Origin of the sequence: Rugamonas aquatica (genome assembly GCF_009380215.1) — a bacterium.
In the GTDB taxonomy this organism is placed as follows: Bacteria; Pseudomonadota; Gammaproteobacteria; order Burkholderiales; family Burkholderiaceae_D; genus Rugamonas; species Rugamonas aquatica_B.
Window position 1 is genome coordinate 343,782 of record NZ_WHUG01000002.1, and the last position, 18,493, is coordinate 362,274.

Consider the following 18,493-nt stretch of genomic DNA (forward strand, 5'->3'; position numbering starts at 1 on the left):
GGCGATGGAAATCGATATCCGCACCCTGCTGTCCAAGCTCAACCCCGAATGCAAGCGGGCGATGGGGCATGCGGCCGAGCTGTGCGTGAAGCAGACGCAGTACAACGTCGAGCTGGAGCATTTGCTGTTCACCTTGCTGGAGGAGCGGGCGCCGGATCTGGCGCTGCTGTTGCAGCGCTTCGGCATCGACGACGGCGCGGTGGCGGCGCAACTGCAGCGCAGCATGGACGGCTTCAAGCGCGGCAACGGCCGCACGCCGGCGCTGTCGCCGCACTTCATCGCGCTGTTCCAGGAAGCGTGGATGCTGAGCTCGATGCTGCTGGGTAGCCAGCAAGTGCGCTCCGGCACGGTGCTGCTGGCGATGCTGGAAGTGGACAGCCTGCGCGGCCTGCTGATCGAAAGCGCGCCCGAGCTGCTGAAGATCCCGCGCGACCAGTTGAAGCAGGAATTGCCGTCGCTGCTGGCCGCCTCGTCGGAGGATGGCGGCGGACCGCTGGCCGGCGGCCCGCAAGCGGGCGGCGCTGGCCCTGTGGCCCGGCAAGGCGGCGCCGTGCCGGGCATGATGCCCACGCCGCAGGCGGCCGGCGGCGCCACGCCGTCGCTCGACCAGTACACGGTGGACATGACGGCGCTGGCGCGCGCCGGCCGCATCGACCCGATACGCGGCCGCGACGCCGAGATCCGCCAGATCATCGACATCCTGCTGCGCCGCCGCCAGAACAACCCCATCCTCACCGGCGAGGCCGGCGTCGGCAAGACCGCCGTGGTGGAAGGCTTCGCGCAGCGCATCGCCGCCGGCGCTGTGCCGCCGTCGCTGGCCAACGTGGTGGTGCGCACGCTGGACCTGGCGCTGCTGCAGGCCGGCGCCGGCATCAAGGGCGAATTCGAAAACCGCCTCAAATCGGTGATCGCCGAAGTGCGCGCCTCGGCCACGCCCATCGTGCTGTTCATCGACGAAGCCCATCAGCTGATCGGCGCCGGCGGCAGCGAAGGGCAGGGCGACGCCGCCAACCTGCTCAAGCCGGCGCTGGCGCGTGGCGAGTTGCGCACCATCGCCGCCACCACCTGGGCCGAGTACAAGAAATACGTCGAACGCGATCCGGCGCTGGCGCGCCGCTTCCAGGTGGTCAAGGTCGAAGAGCCGACCACGGACGCCGCCATCGGCATGTTGCGCGGCATGGTGGCGACGCTGGAGCAGCACCACGGCGTCGAGATCCTCGACGAAGCCGTCACCGACGCCGTGCGCCTGTCGCACCGCTACATCTCGGGCCGCCAGCTGCCGGACAAGGCCATCAGCGTGCTCGACACCGCCTGCGCCCGCGTCGCCATCGGCCAGGCCGGCGCGCCGCAGCAGCTGGAGGCGCTGGAGCACGACATCGTCCTCAACGGCGAGGAACTGCGTATCGCCCGCCAGCGGCATGCGCGCGGCGAGGACCAGGCCGCCGCCATCGCCAAGATGGAGATACAGCAGGCGCTGCTGCAAGGCCGCCTGTTGCGCTTGCAGGACAAGCTGGCCGAGGAGCGCCGCGCCGTCGAAGAAATCCTGGCGCTGCGGCGCGAAATCGCCGCCTCGGCCGACGACCACGCCGCCCTCGACGACGAGGAACGCATCTCGCGCGGCGACCAGTTGCAGCGCCTGCAAAAAGGCCTGGAGGCGATCCAGGACGACGAGCCGCTGGTGCCGGTCTGCGTCGATTCGAAAATCGTCGCCGGCGTGATTTCCGGCTGGACCGGCATCCCGGTCGGCAAGATGCTGGCCGATGAAATCCACACCGTGCTGCAACTGAAGGAGCGGCTGGAAGACCGCGTGGTCGGGCAGGAGCAGGCGCTGGACGCGATCGCCCGCCGCGTGCGCACCTTCCGCGCCGAGCTGGACGATCCGGGCAAGCCGGTCGGCGTGTTCATGCTGGTCGGCCCGAGCGGCGTCGGCAAGACCGAGACCGCGTTCGCGCTGGCGGACATGCTGTACGGCGGCGAACGCAATATGGTGACGATCAATATGTCGGAATTCCAGGAGGCGCATTCGATCTCCAGCCTGAAGGGGGCGCCGCCCGGCTATGTCGGCTACGGCAAGGGCGGCGTGCTGACCGAGGCGGTGCGCCGCCGGCCGTACTGCGTGGTGCTGCTCGATGAAATGGAAAAAGCCCATCCGGACGTGCTGGAACTGTTCTTCCAGGTGTTCGACAAGGGCACGATGGAGGACGGCGAAGGCATCACCATCGACTTCAAGAACACGCTGATCCTGCTGACCTCCAACGCGGCGCAGGACGTCATCACGCAAGCCTGCGCCAACGGCAAGCGGCCCGACCCGACCGAGCTGATCGAGCAACTGCGGCCGGCCCTGCTGCGACAGTTCAGCCCGGCCTTCCTGGGGCGGCTGGTGCTGGTGCCTTACTATCCGCTCGGTGACGAGCAGATCAGCAACATCGTCGATCTCAAGCTGGCCAAGCTGGCGGCGCGCTTCGCCCAGAACCACAACGCCCGCTTCACCTGGGACGACCGCGTGACCGAAGTCGTCACCGCCCGTTGCACCGAGGTCGACAGCGGCGCCCGCAACATCGATTTCATCCTGACGCAGACGGTGCTGCCGCTGCTGTCGTCGCTGGTGCTGGAACGCATGGCCATGCTCAAGCCCTTCACCGCCATCCACATGAGCGTGGGCGCGGACGAGCAGTTCGCCTACACCTTCCGCGAACATCCGCTGCGGGGGCAACCATGAGGACCGGCTTCGAACAGCCCGGCGGCCTGATGGCCCTGTCGTCGCCCTTCGGCGACAACGACCTGCTGCTCGACTCGGTCGAGGGCAGCGAAGGCATTTCGGAGATGTTCAAGTTCAACCTGCACATGCGTTCCGGCAGCACCAGCCTGAGCGCCGCCACGGCGGTCGGCAAGACCATGACGGTGACGCTGAGCGTGGAGGGCGGCAGCAAGCGCTACATCACCGGCATGGTGTCGCGCTTCATCCAGAGCGGCTTCGACCAGGACTTCGCCACCTACGAGGCCGAGGTGGTGCCGATGCTGTGGCTGCTGACCCTGTCGCGCGACCGCAAGATCTACCAGGCCAAGTCGGTGGCGGACATCATCAAGGCGGTGCTGGGCGACTTCAGCGTCACCTTCGACGACAAGCTGACCCAGACCTACGATCCGGTGGACTACATCGTGCAGTACGACGAAACCGCGTTCGACTTCATCAGCCGGCTGATGGAGCAGGCCGGCATTTTCTATTTCTTCACCTTCAGCAGCAGCGCGCATACGATGGTGCTGGGCGACGCCTCGTCCAACTTCGCCGATTGCGACGGCGCGGCGGCGGTGCGCTTTTTCCCGCGCACCGGCATGGGCAACGCCATCGACACGGTGTCGCGCTTCGCGCACGAGAACACCATCGCCGTGAAGAAGGCCACCGTCAACGATTACGACTTCACCAAGCCCAGCACGTCGCTGGAGGGCACGCATTCGGCCAGCGGCGGCAGCGGCGCGGTGTACGAGTTCGCCACCGGCCATCTGGCGGTGGCCGCCGCCACGGCGATCGCCAAGCTGCGCGTGGAGGCCAGCCAGGTCAACGCCGAGGTGCTGCGCGGCGACAGCTTCTGCTATCCGTTCTGCGCCGGCAGCAAGTTCACGCTGTCCGGGCATTTTGTGTCCGCGCTCAACGCGGCCTTCGTGCTGCGCCGCGTGCACCACACGGCGCGCGACGATCTGTACACCAATTCCTTCGAGGCGTTTCCGGTGACGGTGCCGTTCCGGCCGCCGGTGCAGACGGCGCGTCCGCGCGCGGTCGGTTGCGAGACGGCGCTGGTGGTGGGGCCGAGCGGCGAGGAAATCTGGACCGACAAGTATGGCCGCATCAAGGTGCAGTTCCCCTGGGACCGCGACGGCACCAAGGACGACAAGAGCTCGACCTGGATGCGCGTGGCGCAGTCGGTGGCGGGCAAGGGTTTCGGTTCGCTGTTCCTGCCGCGCGTGGGGCAGGAGGTGGTGGTGACCTATCTGAACGGCGACCCGGAGCGGCCGCTGGTGACGGGCTGCGTCTACAACGGCGAGAACGCCACACCGGCCGAGCTGCCGGCCAACCAGACGCAGACCATCATGCGCACCTGGTCGTCCAAGCAGGGCGCGGCGGGCAACGAGCTGCGCTTCGAGGACAAGAAAGACTCCGAGCAGCTCTACATGCATGCGCAGAAGGACATGCTGACCGAGATCGAGAACGCGCTGACCACGACGGTGAAGAAGGGCGCGGAAATCCACACGCTGCAGGAAGGCGACCGCACGGTGGATGTGCAGAAGGGCAAGGAGACGCACAACGTCAAAGCCACGCGCGAGGTGACGGTGACGGGCGACGAGACGCATACCAACGCCGCCAAGTTCACCCACAAGGTCACGGGCGATTATGCGCTGACCATCGACGGCAAGCTGACCATCACGGTGACGGGCGACATCAGCATCAAGTCCAGCGCATCGGTGAAGGAGGAATCCGGCACGACCTACGCCATCACGGCCGGCACGGCACTGACGGCCAAGGCGGGCACGGCGCTGACCAACGAGTCCGGCACCGACCTGACCAACAAGGCCGGCACCAAGATGGTCAACCAGGCGGCGGTGCAGATGGATAACAAGGCGCCTGTCATCAACAGCAAGGCCGACGCAACCCAGACCGTGGAGGCCGGCGCGATGCTGACCCTCAAGGGCGCCATGGCCAAGGTGAACTGATATGACGACCGAAACCGACCTCGCCGCCGTACCGCCCTCCGCGCCCGTGCCTGCCGAGCCGCTGCTGCTCGAAGAGCACAACGAGGGCGGCCAGCTGCTGCAGCGCGCCTGGCTGCGCGACGGCGTGCTGCACGGCCCGTTCGAACAGTTCAGCGCGCTGGGCCATACCTTGATGAAGGCGCACTTCGAATCGGGCAAGATGCACGGCCCCATGTCCGTGTTCGCCCCGGACGGCAAGCTGGTGCAGCAATCGCAGTTCCAGCACGGCGTGCCGCACGGCCAGATGGAAACCTACGTCAACGGCCGCTGCATCGCGCGCCAGACGATGGTCGACGGCGTGCCGGCCGGGCCGTCGCTGTCCTACGACGAAGCCGGCCACCTGACCTCGCGCCTGAACATGTTCGACGGCCAGATCCACGGCCCCGCCGAATTTTTCTTTGAAGGCTTGCGGGTGCGCAAATCGCACTACAAGGCCGGCCTGCTGGACGGCGAGTCGACCGACTTCGACGCCCAGGGCAGCGTGGTGCAGACCTGCACCTACCGCGCCAACCTGCTGCACGGCCCGATGCGCCGCTACTGGCCGGACGGCGAACTGATGGAAGAAGTGATCTACCGCGACGGCAAGCCGGTCGGCTCGCCGGCGCGCTTCGACCCCAAGGGCAAGCGCACCGACAACGCCGCCGCCACACCCGCAATTCTGGACCGGCTGCAAAAGCTGGTGAGGGGAAGCTGATGGGACAACAAACCTGCATGGGCGCGATGCTCAAATGTAGCTTCGGCGTGGCGCCGGGCACGCTGATGGTGTTGCCGGCCAACGCCGTGCTGACCGCCGTCCCCGACGCCAACATCATGGACAACAAGCCGATGGTCAACATCCTGCCGTTCGGCATGTGCCAGTCGATGGCCAACCCGATGGTGGCGGCGGCCACGGCGGCGGCGCTGGGCGTGCTGACGCCGATGCCGTGCATCCCGGCCACCGTCGCGCCGTGGGTGCCGGGTTCGCCCACTGTGTTGATCGGCAATATGCCGGCGTTGAACAATTCGTCCAAGCTGATGTGCATGTGGGGCGGCGTGATCGCGATCAACGCGCCCGGCCAGACCACCGTTTCCATTCCCTGAACACTTAACCGCGACCGCCACCATGGAATACCGATTCAGCCTGACTCCCCGTTTGATCGCCCTGGCCATCTTCTCCGGCGTGGCGATGATGGTGCTGCTGTTCGCCCTGGGCTACCAGATCGGGCAGAGCATGGCCGAGCGTCCCGCGCCGGCCGTGGTCGACAACGCCGCCAAGCGCGCCCGCCAGCAGTTGACGGGCAAGGTCAACAGCGAGGCCGCCACCATGGCCGCTCCCGTGACCGAGCGCGTGAACGCCGCGCAAAAGGCCGCCCAATGAGCCGCCCAATGAGCCGCCTGTCCAGCATCGCGCTGTTGCTGGCCGCGCTGTGCCTGTGCGCCGTAGCGTGGGCGCACGGCGCGCAGCAGAACGGCAAGCCAGGTGCGCAACCGGCCGCGCCCGCCGCGCCAGCGGAGCCGGACCGTACCGGGCTGGTCAAGGTCGCCGACGGCCGCATGCTGGCGCCGGATATCGCCCGCATCGTCAACCACGGCGAGCTGGTGGTCGCCATGCTGGCGACCGACAATCCGCCATTTTTCGCCAACAAGAACGGCGACCTGGTCGGCACCGACATCGACCTGGCCAAATTGATTTCCCGTGAACTCGGCGTATCGCTGCGCTTCGACCGCAGCTACAAGACCTTCGACAGCGTGGTCGAGGCGGTGGCGCTGGGCAAGGCCGATGTCGCCGTCAGCCGGCTGGGGCGCACGCTCAAGCGCGCGCAGATGGTGCACTTCTCGATCTCCTACATCAAGCTGGGCCATGCGCTGCTGATCAACCGCATCCGCTTTGCCGAGCTGGCCGGCGACCGCCCGCTGCCGCAGGTGGTGCGCGACTACAACGGCACCATGGGCGTGCTGGCCGGCTCGTCATGGGTCGAGTTTGGCCGCCGCAACTTCCCCAAGGCCAAGCTGGTCACCTATCCCACCTGGCCCGAACTGGTCGAGGCGGCCAAGAAGGGCGAGGTGACGGTGGTCTACCGCGATGAAATGGAAGTGGTGCAACTGCTGCGCGAAGATCCCGGCCTGGCGCTGACGCTGCGCACCGTCACCTTCAGCGATCTGGAAGCGCCGCTGAGCGTGATCGTCGGCATCCGCGATCTGACCTTGCTGTCCTTCATCAACGAGCTGATTGCGCAGCGGGCCGTGCAGCCCACGGCCGACAGCGTGCTCAGAGTCATCAAATAAGGAAACCACGTGGACGCTCCGACCAGCATGCAGCGCTTCCAGGATTGGGCCCTGAACCCGTGGACCGTGCTCGGCTGCGTGCTGGCCGGCGGGCTGCTGGGCTGGGCTTCGCCGCCGCTGTCGCGGCATCTGGGCGTGGTGGGCGTGGTGTATGTCGACCTGCTGAAGATGATCGTGCTGCCGTTCATGATCTCGGCGGTGATCTTCAGCCTGCAAAACCTGTACCGCGACGGCGGCGCGGCGCGCATCTTCAAGCGGGTGGTGGTGGTGTTCATCAGCTTCTCGCTGATCGTGGCGGTGCTGGCGACGGTGTGCTCGGTGCTGGTGCGGCCGGGCGGCAATCTGCCGCAGGAAACCCGCGCCGCACTGGGCAAGATCATCAGCGCCGACGGCGACAGCAGCAACACCGTCATGGCGCTGCGCGCGGAGGAGGCGGCGCCGCACCACACCGATCTCAAGGACGTGCTGCAATCGCTGATCCCGCAAAACATCTTCGCCTCGCTGGCCAACGGCGAAACGCTGAAGGCGCTGGTGTTCGCGCTGCTGTTCGGCTTTGCCGCCGGCCAGGTGCCGAGCCGCATCTCGGGCGGACTGCACCAGGCGCTGGAAACCATCTACCACGCCTGCCAGACGCTGACGCGCTGGGTCAATCTGCCGATACCGTTCGTGCTGGTGTGCATGGCGGCCAGCCAGGTGGCGCAGACCGGCCTGCAGCCGATCGCGGCGATGGCCGGCTTCGTGATCCTGTTCCTGCTGGTGTCCGGCCTGCTGATGGCGCTGGCGATGGCGCTGATCAGCCGCCGCGCCGGCGTGCCCTTCGGCGCGGTGATGGCGGCGATGCGCGAGCCGTTCGCGCTGGGCGTGGCCACCAACAACAGCGCCACCTGCATGCCGGCCATGGTCAGCGGCCTGGTCGAACAGTTGCAGTTTGCGCGCGCGCGGGTCGAGCTGCTGGTGCCGCTGAGTATTTCGCTGCTGCGGGTCGGGGCGATGGCGTATTTCGTCTGCAGCACGCTGTTCATCGCCGCCCTGTACGGCCGGCCGATGTCGGTGCTGGACCTGGGCGTGCTGGTGCTGGTGTCGGTGCTGTCCGGCTTCGCCTCGGCCGGCATGGCCGGCGTGGTCACGGTGTCGCTGGTCGGCACCATCTGCAGCTACATGACGCTGCCGTTCGAGGCCGCCTTCATCCTGCTGATGGCGGTCGATCCGATCTGCGCCATGGCGCGCACCGCCGTCACCGTGATCGGCAGCTGCGCCGCCGTGGCCAGCATCTGCGCCGCACCCGTCAAGCTCTAGGACCGGCCATGCAGACCCTCGTCAAACCCGCCATGTTCCAGATCAGGGATATCTTCCATCATCCGGCCACGCTGCTGGGCGCGATGCTGCTGGGCGGCTGGGTGGGCACGCTGTTTCCAGGCAGCGCGCCGCTGCTGGCGGCGGTGTCGATGCTGTACCTGTCGCTGATCCAGATGGCGGCGCTGCCGTTCGTGATTTTGGCGGTGTACTTCGGCCTGCAGCGCTTGCCGTCGGAACCGGGCTCGGGTGCGCGGCTGGCGCGGCTGGCGGCGATGTCGCTGCTGGCGATGCTGCTGTGCGCGGTGGTGGGCGTGCTGGTGGCCAGCGTGGGCGGCGCCGGTTCCGGCATGTCGGCCGGGCAGACGGCGGCGCTGGGCAAGCTGGCGCTGCGCTCGGAGTCGCAATTCATGATGGCCCTGCGCGACAGCAGCGACGCCGGTGCCGACGTGTGGGACATCGGCACGCTGGTGCCGGACAATTTCTTCGGCGTGCTGGCCTACGGTTCGCTGCCGTCGGTGCTGATCGGCGTGCTGTGCTTCGGCGCGGCGGTGTCGGTGCAGGATCCGCTGCGCTCGGCCCAGCTCAGCGGCATCTTCGAAGGCGCCTACCGCGCGCTGGAATCGCTGGTGAACCGTTTCAATACCCTGCTGCCGGCCGCCGCCTTCGTGCTGGCGGCGGCCGCCACCGCCACCGCCGGGGTCGAGGCCATCGTCCTGCTGGGCAGCTTCCTGGCGGCCTTCTTCGCGGCGGCGGCGGCGGTGTGCGCGGGCGCCATCGCCATCATCTGCTGGAAGCTGAAGAAGTCGCCGTGGCCGGTGCTGCTGGCGCTGCGCGAGCCGATCACGGTGTGCCTGTTCTCGCCGGTGGCGGTGGCGGCGGTGCCGGGCTTCATCCACGGCATGAGCGTGCGGCTGGGCTTCAGCCGCGGGCTGGTGGAGCTGGTGTCGCCGATCGCGCCGGTGTTCATCAAGGCCGGCGAGGCGATGTTCTTCGCGGTGCTGGCCATCTTCATCGCCAATCTGTACCACCATCCGCTGTCGGCCGCCGACATCGCCTGGATCTGCGCGCTGTCGTGGACCGCCGCGCTGTGGTCGGTGGGCATCGCCGGTGTCAAGTCGGTGATACTCGGCAGCTTCGTGATGGCCTCGATGGGACTGCCGCTGGAAGCCGTGTTGCCGGTGTTTATGCTGGTGGAAGTGTTGTGCGAAGGACCACGGAATTTACTTTCCTTTCTCATATCATCGGCTCTGATTGCCTTGGTAGCGGATGGTCTGTATATTAATAACGAGCAAGATTCCGAAGCGTGGCATCCGTCCACGCTCAAGCTCGTCTTCACCCGCAAGCAAGCGCTGTCCGTGCTGTTCCTGTTGTTGATTGCTTTGTCCACAGTGTTTTGCGCCGGCATAGGCTACGGCCTGCGCAGGGCTTTTTGAAGACTGACTTATGCAACTGATGATGACTTCGATGTTCGAATGGACGCCCGCATGACGCGCCGCGGCGTGCTGCTGTCCGTGGCGGCCATGCTGGCGCTGGCCGGCTGCGGCGCCACGCGCGCGCTGTTCGGCCCCAGCATGGCCGCGCCCGGCTGGAAGTCGCTGACGCTGCGCGCCGCCGACGACGCCAACAGCAACAGCGCGGTGGCGGTGGACGTGGTGCTGGTCAAGGACCAGGCCGTCCTCGATTCGCTGCTGACCATGCCGGCCTCGAAATGGTTCGCCACGCGCGCCGAACTGCAGCGCACCTTCCCGGAAGCGCTGACGGTCTACCCCTACGAGCTGGTGCCGGCGCAAACGATCAAGCTGAGCGATAAAAAATGGAGCGACCAGAAAGCCTGGGCCGCACTGGTGTTTGCCGGCTATGCAAACGCCGGCGAACACCGCGCGCGCCTGCTGCTGAACGCCTCGGGATATGTTGTGCAACTGAACGCGCAGGGCTTCGTGGCGAACGAGCCCAAAGCCGGCGCGGCCCAGTAAGCTTATGGAAGCCACTCAATGACCGTACCTGAACTCTCACACCGCATCCAGTGGCACGAAGGCATGATGCTGACGCCGCAGCACTTCCAGCAAGAGGGCGCGCGCATCGACGCGCTGCTGGCCTGGCAGTCGATGGCGACCAATCCCTACGGCTGGGGCGTGCGCGCGCTGCAGATCGACGAGGCGCTGCTGACCACCGGCCTGCTGCGCGTCGCGCAACTGGAAGCGATACTGCCCAACGGCATGGCCGTGACCTACGACAGCGCGCTGGCGCAGGGCCGGCCGCTGGAGCTGGACCTGGCGCCGTGGGCGGAAGCGATGGCGCAGCAGGATCTGGCGGTGTACCTGGTGGTGGGCAACACGCGCTCGCTGAACCAGCCGGGCCAGCCGGCCATGTTCCGCGGCATCGAAAGCCCGACGGTGGAGGACGAGGTGTCGCAGGCGCTGCCGGCCGACGTGCCGCGCATGGCGGTCAACCTGGCGCTGGCGGCCGGGCCGGTGCCGTCGGCCGCCTACACTTCGCTGCGGCTGATGACGGTCAACAAGGGCAACGAGATCGTCCGGCCCGGCGCCTATCTGCCGGCGCTGCTGGAGGTGCCGGCCGCGTCCGGCGTGCGCCAGCGCGCGCAGGTGCTGGCCACCCATATGCGCAACAAGGCGGTGTTCCTGGCGCGCCAGACCGCGCAGCCGTCGTCGCGCACCGAGGACCGCATCAACCTGCTGGAGCAGAAGGCCAGGCTGTCCAGCCTGATCCTCAACCTGCCGCTGCTGGAAGCCCTGCTGCGCAGCCCGTCCGTGCATCCGCTGCCGCTGTACCTGGCGCTGTGCGCGCAGCTGGGGCCGCTGGCGACGCTGCGCCCCGGCGCCGTGCCCATCATGCCGCCGGCCTACGACCATGCCGACGCCGGCCCGGCCTTCGACGCCGTGCTGAGCGCGCTGACCGACCTGGTGGGCGAGGTCAGCCAGGAATGGAAGACCTGCGTGTTCAACTACGATGGCCAGGCGTTCGCGCTGGCGATGCAGGCCGACTGGATCGGCGCGCGGCTGGTGGTCGGCCTGCGCGGGCAGCCGGAGCGCGAGGCCACGCAATGGATGGCGGGCGCGGTGATCGGCTCGCAGACGGTGTGGACTTCGCTGACCGACCGCCGCGTGCTGGGCGCGGCGCGCACCCGCATCGACGCCGCGCCGGAACTGGGCTTGCGCGCCAGCGCCGGCTACACGCTGTTCAGCGTCGAGGTCAGCGACGAGTTCATCGTGGCCGACCAGGCGCTGTTAATCAGCAACGCCAATGAAAGCCTGCTGGCGCAGCGGCCGCAGGAAGTGGTGTTGTTCATAAAGGGATGAGGCCGTGAGCATATTATCGAGCAAGGCGAACAACGCGCCGGCCGCGCCGGCCTGGAGCGGCGGCGTCAGCGAAGGCGTGGACCTGGCGTCGGTGCAGTTCCGCGATTTCTACGACATGCTGTCGCGCTCGGCGCAGGCGGCCACGCGGGTCGGCGAGGGCGAGGCCAGGTCGGCCGCCGAGGCGCTGAGCCGCCAGCTGTGCCAGCTGATCGAGCTGCAGTCGCTGGAGGCGCGCCGCATCGTCGGCAAGGCCGGCATGGAGGCCGAGGCGCAGGGCCGCTTCCTGAAGGCGGCGCTGGCCGACGAGGTGCTGCTCAACACCGAGTGGGCCGGGCGCAGCTACTGGCGCCATGTGCTGATCGAGACCACGCTGTTCAAGTCCAGCTATGCCGGCGAGCGCGTGTTCGACGACCTCGACCAGCTGCTGCGCGAGCGCGAGGCGTCGCGCCGCCATGTCGGCCGGCTGTACCTGTATCTGCTGTCGCTGGGCTTCCAGGGCCGCTACCGGGGCCAGAAGCAGGACAAGATCGCCGAGTACCGGCGCGAGCTGTTCCAGTTCGTGTATCTGCGGCCGGCCGACCTGCAGGGGCGCGACCGCACGCTGTCCGAGCAGGCGTATGCCAGCACGCTGTCGCATCTGGCGGCGCGGCGCCTGCCCAAGTTCAACCGCAGCGGGCTGATGTTCCTGCTGGCGCTGCTGATCTTGCTGGGCCTGTCTGAACTGCTGTGGTTGTGGCAATCGTGGCCGGTGCGCGCCGCGCTCGCCACAACCGTGTAACCTAACCATCATCGGGACGGGCGCATAGTGCTGAACTTCCTGTCAGATAACACGGCCATCGCCACCTTGCTGGTGCTGACGCTGCTCGTCATGCTGCTGTTCGCCATCGTCATCTGGGCGGCGATGAAGGGCGCGGAAAAAGCCGACCAGCCGGCCGAGCAGAAACCGCGCCTGATCAGCGCCGACTCGCTGAAGCAATCGTTCCGCGTGGCGGTGGAGCTGATCGAAAACAATATCGCCGCCCGCTCCGAGCGCTACAGCCTGGCGTGGACGCTGGTGCTCAACGAAGGCAGCGCCGGCCGCGAACTGCCGCTGCTGCAGTCCGGCCTGCAAAGCGCGCTCAGCACCGACAGCGCGCTGACCGCCGGCGCCCAGGGCATCAGCTGGAACTTCTTCGACCACGGCGTGGCGGTGCAGCTGCAATCGGACCTGCTGGGCTCGCCCGATCCCGAAGCCTCCGGCGCCAATGCCATGGCCAACAGCACCTGGGACGATTTCCTCGGCCTGTGCCGCAACTACCGTCCCGACCGGCCGTTCGATTCCATCGTGGTGGCGATCCCGGCCCGCGCCTTCCTCGACGCCGACGGCGCCGGCCAGCTGGACCTGGCCGCGCGCGCCAAGGCCATCCACCGCCGCCTGTGGCTGGCGCAGAACCGGCTGGCGCTGCGCTTCCCGATCTACCTGGCGATCAGCGATTGCGAAACCATCCCCGGCTTCGCCCGCTTCGCGGCGGCGCTGCCGGAACCGCTGCGCCGCTCGATGCTGGGCTGGTCGTCGCCGCACGAGCTGGCCGCGCCGTTCCAGGCGCAATGGATGGACACGGCGATGAACGAGATAGTCCGCACGCTGTCCGACAGCTGCGCCGAACTGTGCGCGCTGGAACCGTCGGATGCGGACAGCAGCGCCTACTTCCTGCTGCCCAACCAGGTCGAGCGCCTGCGCGCCGGCCTCAAGCTGTTCGCCGAAGAATTGATGCGGCCCAGCGCCTACCACGAACCGTTCCTGCTGCGCGGCGTCTACCTGACCGGCGATTGCAGCGACGAAGCGGCGCTGCTGGGCGCCGGCCTGGCGGCCGACGACGACGGCTTCATGACGGTCGACCAGGCCGCCACCGGGCCGGCCGCCGCCCTGCCTGAGCGGGCCGAGCCGTCCCTGTCGGCCGATGGCGCCGCGCAGGCCTCGGCGTATGCGGCCGGGCAGGGCAGCGCCGTGCCGGCCTTCCTGCGCGATATCTTCGAACGCAAGATCTTCGCCGAGGCGGGGCTGGTGCGCTCGTCGTCGGTGCACCGCATGCGGCGGCCGGCGATGAACCGCGCGGCGCGCTGGAGCGCCGTGGCGATCCCGGCGGTGTGGGTGCTGGGGCTGGTGTTCGCCACCTTCAATGTGCACCGCCTCAGCAACGACATCGTGCTCTATCTGTACAAGCTGGACCACGATTCGCGCGCCAGCCTGCAGGCCAGCAGCCGCAGCCTGGCCGATCCGGCGCAGAGCCGCCGGCGCGCGATCGAGGCGCTGCAGAATATCGAGCAGATGGGCAATGCCCGGCTCGGTTCCGTGTTCATGCCCGGCTCCTGGCCGTGGTTCGACGACCTGCACCAGCGGGTGCGGCGCCGCATGGAAAAAGGCTTTGCCGACAATGCCTTCGACCCGCTGCGGCGCTCGATGTACGGCCGCGTCAGCGAGCTGACCGGCGTGCCGGTCGATCCCGTTTCGGGCAGCCTGATCATCGGCGGCCGCTGCTCGCTGCCGGCGCGCTGGGCCGAGATGACCTCGATGCCGAACACCGCGCTGAACATGGAAAACCTGCCGGAATTTTCCGCGCTGCTGCAATACGTGGAGCGGATGGAGCAGCTGGACCAGGTGCAGCAGGCGATGATGCGGCTGAAGTCGGACGCATCGGGGCCGCCGTCCGGCGAGGATCTGGCGCTGGTGGTGCGGATACTGCTGGGCAGCGAACTGAGCGGCGACCCCACGCACACGGCGGCGCTGTTCCGGCGCGCGGCCAGGGATGTGACGTCGCTGACGGTCGAACCGCTGCAGGTGGCGGCGGCCTGTTCGTTCAGGCTGGCGGTGCGGGCCACGGCCAAGCGCCTGTACGTCAACAACGGCCTGCTGAAGGCCGAGCAGGCCATCGGCGAGGCGTCGGCCGCGCTGTACGAGGCCGATCCGAAGGCGGACGCCGCCACCAACATTGTCATCTGGCAGGCGCTGCGCGCCGCGCTGAAGACGCAGGAAGCGTATCTGACCAGCGGCAAGGGGGCGTGGATGCACCGCAGCACGCCGGACCTGGGCCCGGCCTGGGACAACCTGCTGCAAAAGGCCGAGAACGTCAGCATGCTGGGCAAGGCCACCGCCGACGAGGCGCGCAAGCAGATCGACGACGGCTTCAGCCAGTTCATCTCGCAGTGGGATGCGACGCTGGCGGCCGACAGCCACTCGCAGGGCCTGAGCTCGGGCCTGGAATGGGTGGAGGCGAACGGCGCCTGGGCCTTCGCGGCCGACCGCAAGGCGCTGATGGACGCGCTGAACGGCCTGCTGTCGCAACCGTTCATGAAGGTCAACCACCTGAGCCGCCTGCCCGAGGTGCCGCCGGGTTCCACCGTCAGCTGGGACGGTTCGCGGCTGGAGCAGGTGCAGGCGCTGACGGACGCGCGCAAGCGGGTGCAGACCGACTTCCTGCCCAAGTTCCCCAATATGCTGCAGGCGCCGGCCGCGCGCCTGGCCGACGGCGCGCTGGGCGAGACCGCGCGCGACCTGCTGTCGCAGGCCTACATCATCTCGGCGCGCGAAGTGCAGGCGCCGGCCTCCGAGGCCGACCGCGCCAAGGCGCTGCGCATCCGCTCGTGGCTGCAGGACCTCGGCGCGAACGGCGTGGCGGAGAACCTCACCGCCGTGCTCAGCCGCGATGCGCTGACGCGCCTGCAGCTGCTGGACGAAACGCTGACCCGGGCCGAGGTGTTCGTGCCGCGCGACCGCGCCTTCCGCTCGTGGAACGGCGAGAAGGCGCCGCTGCTGGACGCCTTCGGCGCCGCCGATGCCGGCGCGCTGGCGGCTTATGTGTCGCAGCAGCAATCGTTCATCGAAGCCACCGGCAAGGATGCCGAAACGCTGCTGCTGCAACTGGGCGGGGCCGGCGCCGGCAATCCGCTGGTGACGCGCTGGCAAGCCACGGTGGCCGACCTGAACCGCTACAAGCTGAAGAGCCCGACCAGCAGCCTGACCACGCTGGAGCAGTTCGTGCTGGCGGGCGCGGCCGATCTCGACCTCAACAACTGCCTGGACAAACTGTCGGCGCGCGCCGCCCAGCGCCGCGCCACCGACGTGTTCTCCGAGCGCATGCAGGGCTTGCAGGCCGGGCTGTACTCGCGCTGCCGCGAGCTGATGCAGACCGGCTACCAGGACGCCTGGACCCGCTTCGCCGACGCCTTCAACGCCAGCCTGGCCAACCGCGCGCCGTTCCGCGCGCTGGCGCCGGCCGACGCCGGCGGCGGCGCCAACGCCAAGGCCGCGCCGGGCGAGCGCGTGCCGGCCGACGTCGACGAAGTCGGCGCCGTGCTCAAGCTGTTCGACCGCGTGCATGTGCTGGCGGTCGCCTCCGACCGCGACCCGACGCGGCCGTCGCCGGCCAGCACGGTGCGCAAGGTGGACGAGCAGATGCAGAAGGTGCGCGAATTCCTGGCGCCGCTGTATCCGAGCGAGGAAGGGCAGGCCGCCGGCCTGGACGTGATGGCCGAGTTCCGCGCCAACAGCGCCGTCGAAAGCGAAGGCAACAAGATCATCGACTGGGCGCTGACCATCGGCAGCCACACCGTGCACCAGCGCGACCCGGCGCGCGCGCTGCGCTGGGAACCCGGCCTGCCGGTGGTGCTGACCTTGCGCCTGGCGCAGGACGGCCCGGTGCTACCGAAAGCCGAGGCCGGCCATCCCGGCATGGCGGTCGACGAGCGCACCGTCAGCTACCGTTTCGACGATCCGTGGGCGCTGTTCAGCCTGGTGTCGGCCTACCGCGAGGCCGATGCGGCGCCGGCGTCCGGCGCCCGTTCGCAGTTGCTGAAGCTGGAGTTCCCGATGGTGGCGGTCGGCGACGGCCGCATCGCCACCCGCGACAGCCGCGCCAGGGTGTATGTGCGGCTGACCGTCAGCGCGGCCGGCAAGCGCACGCCGCTGGTGTGGCCGCCGGTCTTCCCTGTCAAGGCGCCGGCCTGGTAGGCCGGGTTTAACGAGGTCTCGCCATGTCATCCCTGCCTCCTCTCATGCGCGTTGCCGTGTTCGGCAGCTTCCATCGCGGCTTCCACGTGCTCAGCGAGCTGCTCAAAGGGCCGCTGGCGCAGCGCGTGCGCGTGGTCGGCGTGGCCACCGACGATGTCGGCTCGGACCATGTCAGCCGCGCGCGCCGGGTCTGGGCCTATCCGCACAGCCCGGAGGAGGAAGTGATGGTGGAGCGGCTGGCGCTGTCGCACGGCCTGGCGCCGTACAAGGGCCGCGTCAAGACCGACGAGTTCTACCAGCTGTTCGAGCAGCAGTGGAAGCCGGACCTGTGCATCACCGCCACCTTCGGCCAGCGCATCGACGCCCGGCTGTTCGAGCTGCCGGCCAAGGGGTTCTACAACCTGCATCCGTGCATCGACGACGGCTGGCCCTCGCACTACGCCGGCCCCAATCCCTTCCAGGCCTTGCTGGACAACGGCTCCGACCACGTGGTGATCGCCATGCACCAGATCGACGAGGGCTTCGACACCGGCCGCCTGCTGGCGCTGTCGGAAAAAATCTATGTGCCGGCCGGCGCTTCGGTGGTGGACTTGCACAAGCTGACCTCGCCGGTGGCGGCCAAGTTTTTTGCGCGCGAACTCGGCAAGATGCTACCGTAGGCGGAATGGCGCATGGCGACCATCAAAAACAATCTACGCAACCTGGTCGACAAGGCGCGCCTGCTGATTTCCGATGACCGACCACCCCGTTTTGCTACCCCGACCGCCCCTATGAACGCACCGAGCCTGCCGATACCGCTGTCCCTGATGAACCTGGAGCACCAGCAGGAACTGGCATTGCTGCTGGCGCCGCTGTCCGGGCCGCAGCCCTGCGGGCCGGCGCTGCGCTACGATCCGATCTTCACCGAGATCCGGCTGGCGCGCGAGGAGGACGACCCCAGCCTGCCGATGGGGCAGTGGGAGCGGCCGCTGAAGAAGGCCGACTGGCCGCTGATCGAAAACCGCTGCAAGGCCATGCTGTCGAGCCGCTCCAAGGATTTGCAGATCGCCGTCTGGCTGCTGGAGGCGTGGACCATGCAGTACGGCATCGACGGCCTGTATCGCGGCCTGAGCCTGGTGGACCAGTTGCTGCGGCAATTCTGGGAGCCGCTGCATCCGGCCATCCAGGACGGCGACGCCGACGCCCGCATCGCGCCGCTGGAATGGCTGAACGCCTCGTTCTCGATGACGATGCGGGTGCAGATGCCTATCCTGAAGATCAACGGCCGCAAGCCGCCGGCGCAGAGCCTGTTCGACTGGGAGCGGATGACGGCGCGCGAGCTGGCCGGCCAGCCGGGCGAGCCGCACGCCGACGGCGAGGCGCCGCTGACCCGCATCGAAGTGATCGCTTACGCCCGGCAGCGGCTCGGCCGCGAGCTGTCCACCCGCCTGCAGGTGGTGCAGCGCTGCCTGAATTGCCTGGAAACCATGTTGGCCTTTGTCGACCTGCAACTGGGCGGGCAGGCGCCGAATCTGTCTAAACTGAAGGGAACGCTGGTGGCGGTGGAGCGCGTGCTGCAACAGCTGGTTCCCGAGGAAAGGGAAGAAGAAATGACGACGCCCGAAGAGCCGCAAGGCGGCGAGGAAGTGATCGGCCTGGCGGCCGGGCTGGCGCCGCCGGCGGCGGCCCTGTCCGGCTGGAAGAACCGCGACGAAGCCTACGCGGCGCTGGGCGCGATTGCCGATTATTTAAGTCTGGTGGAACCGCACAGCCCGACGCCTTACCTGCTGCGCCGCGCCGTCAACTGGGGGCGCATGCCGCTGCCCGAGCTGATGGCGGAGATTATCCGGGAGGAGGGGGATCTGAACCGTCTGGTGAATATGCTGGGGCTGCGCGAGTGACG

General features: G+C 68.2%; 14 protein-coding genes. All 14 read left to right on the forward strand.

The annotated features are described in order from the left end of the window. The first annotated feature begins 4 nt into the window (after positions 1–4). The 14 genes from tssH to tssA are packed head-to-tail and all read left to right on the forward strand — an operon-like array spanning position 5 to position 18,491. Positions 5–2,719: a type VI secretion system ATPase TssH gene (gene tssH, locus GEV02_RS05710; RefSeq protein WP_152837007.1), complete on the forward strand. Its 2,715-nt coding sequence runs from the start codon at positions 5–7 to the stop codon at positions 2,717–2,719. After that, positions 2,716–4,707 (forward strand): type VI secretion system Vgr family protein, encoded by a 1,992-nt coding sequence (locus tag GEV02_RS05715; protein ID WP_152837009.1) that lies wholly within the window; start codon positions 2,716–2,718, stop codon positions 4,705–4,707. The genes tssH and GEV02_RS05715 overlap by 4 nt, the downstream gene beginning before the upstream one ends. Position 4,708: 1 nt before the next feature. Beyond that, positions 4,709–5,440, forward strand: a complete 732-nt coding sequence (locus GEV02_RS05720; RefSeq protein ID WP_152837011.1) for a toxin-antitoxin system YwqK family antitoxin — start codon at positions 4,709–4,711, stop codon at positions 5,438–5,440. Beyond that, complete coding sequence (locus GEV02_RS05725; protein WP_152804735.1) at positions 5,440–5,826, forward strand: DUF4280 domain-containing protein; 387 nt, start codon at positions 5,440–5,442, stop codon at positions 5,824–5,826. Before GEV02_RS05720 ends, GEV02_RS05725 begins: the two co-directional genes overlap by 1 nt. A 22-nt stretch (positions 5,827–5,848) precedes the next feature. Next, positions 5,849–6,103: a hypothetical protein gene (locus tag GEV02_RS05730; protein WP_152837012.1), complete on the forward strand. Its 255-nt coding sequence runs from the start codon at positions 5,849–5,851 to the stop codon at positions 6,101–6,103. Positions 6,104–6,111: 8 nt separating this feature from the next. After that, positions 6,112–7,011: a substrate-binding periplasmic protein gene (locus tag GEV02_RS05735; protein WP_174998986.1), complete on the forward strand. Its 900-nt coding sequence runs from the start codon at positions 6,112–6,114 to the stop codon at positions 7,009–7,011. Positions 7,012–7,020: 9 nt separating this feature from the next. Continuing rightward, positions 7,021–8,307 (forward strand): dicarboxylate/amino acid:cation symporter, encoded by a 1,287-nt coding sequence (locus tag GEV02_RS05740; RefSeq protein WP_328595731.1) that lies wholly within the window; start codon positions 7,021–7,023, stop codon positions 8,305–8,307. Between the two features lie 8 nt (positions 8,308–8,315). Next, the gene (locus tag GEV02_RS05745) at positions 8,316–9,740 is read left to right on the forward strand and encodes a cation:dicarboxylate symporter family transporter (protein ID WP_152837016.1); all 1,425 of its coding nucleotides are present in this window, start codon (positions 8,316–8,318) and stop codon (positions 9,738–9,740) included. Positions 9,741–9,779: 39 nt separating this feature from the next. Beyond that, positions 9,780–10,280, forward strand: a complete 501-nt coding sequence (locus GEV02_RS05750) for a hypothetical protein (protein WP_235922676.1) — start codon at positions 9,780–9,782, stop codon at positions 10,278–10,280. Positions 10,281–10,298: 18 nt separating this feature from the next. Next, positions 10,299–11,624: a type VI secretion system baseplate subunit TssK gene (gene tssK, locus GEV02_RS05755; protein ID WP_152837018.1), complete on the forward strand. Its 1,326-nt coding sequence runs from the start codon at positions 10,299–10,301 to the stop codon at positions 11,622–11,624. A 4-nt stretch (positions 11,625–11,628) separates the two neighbouring features. Next, positions 11,629–12,402 carry a DotU family type IV/VI secretion system protein gene (locus GEV02_RS05760; protein ID WP_328595732.1) on the forward strand — a complete coding sequence of 258 codons (774 nt, stop codon included), beginning with the start codon at positions 11,629–11,631 and terminating at the stop codon, positions 12,400–12,402. Positions 12,403–12,429: 27 nt separating this feature from the next. After that, a complete protein-coding gene (locus GEV02_RS05765) occupies positions 12,430–16,611 on the forward strand; it encodes a type VI secretion system protein (protein WP_328595733.1) in 4,182 nt (1,393 codons plus the stop codon). A 23-nt stretch (positions 16,612–16,634) separates the two neighbouring features. Beyond that, entirely contained in the window at positions 16,635–17,270 is a 636-nt protein-coding gene (locus GEV02_RS05770; protein WP_152837020.1) for a formyltransferase family protein, read from the forward strand. A 12-nt stretch (positions 17,271–17,282) separates the two neighbouring features. Beyond that, a complete protein-coding gene (gene tssA, locus GEV02_RS05775; RefSeq protein ID WP_152837022.1) occupies positions 17,283–18,491 on the forward strand; it encodes a type VI secretion system protein TssA in 1,209 nt (402 codons plus the stop codon). Positions 18,492–18,493: the final 2 nt, after the last annotated feature.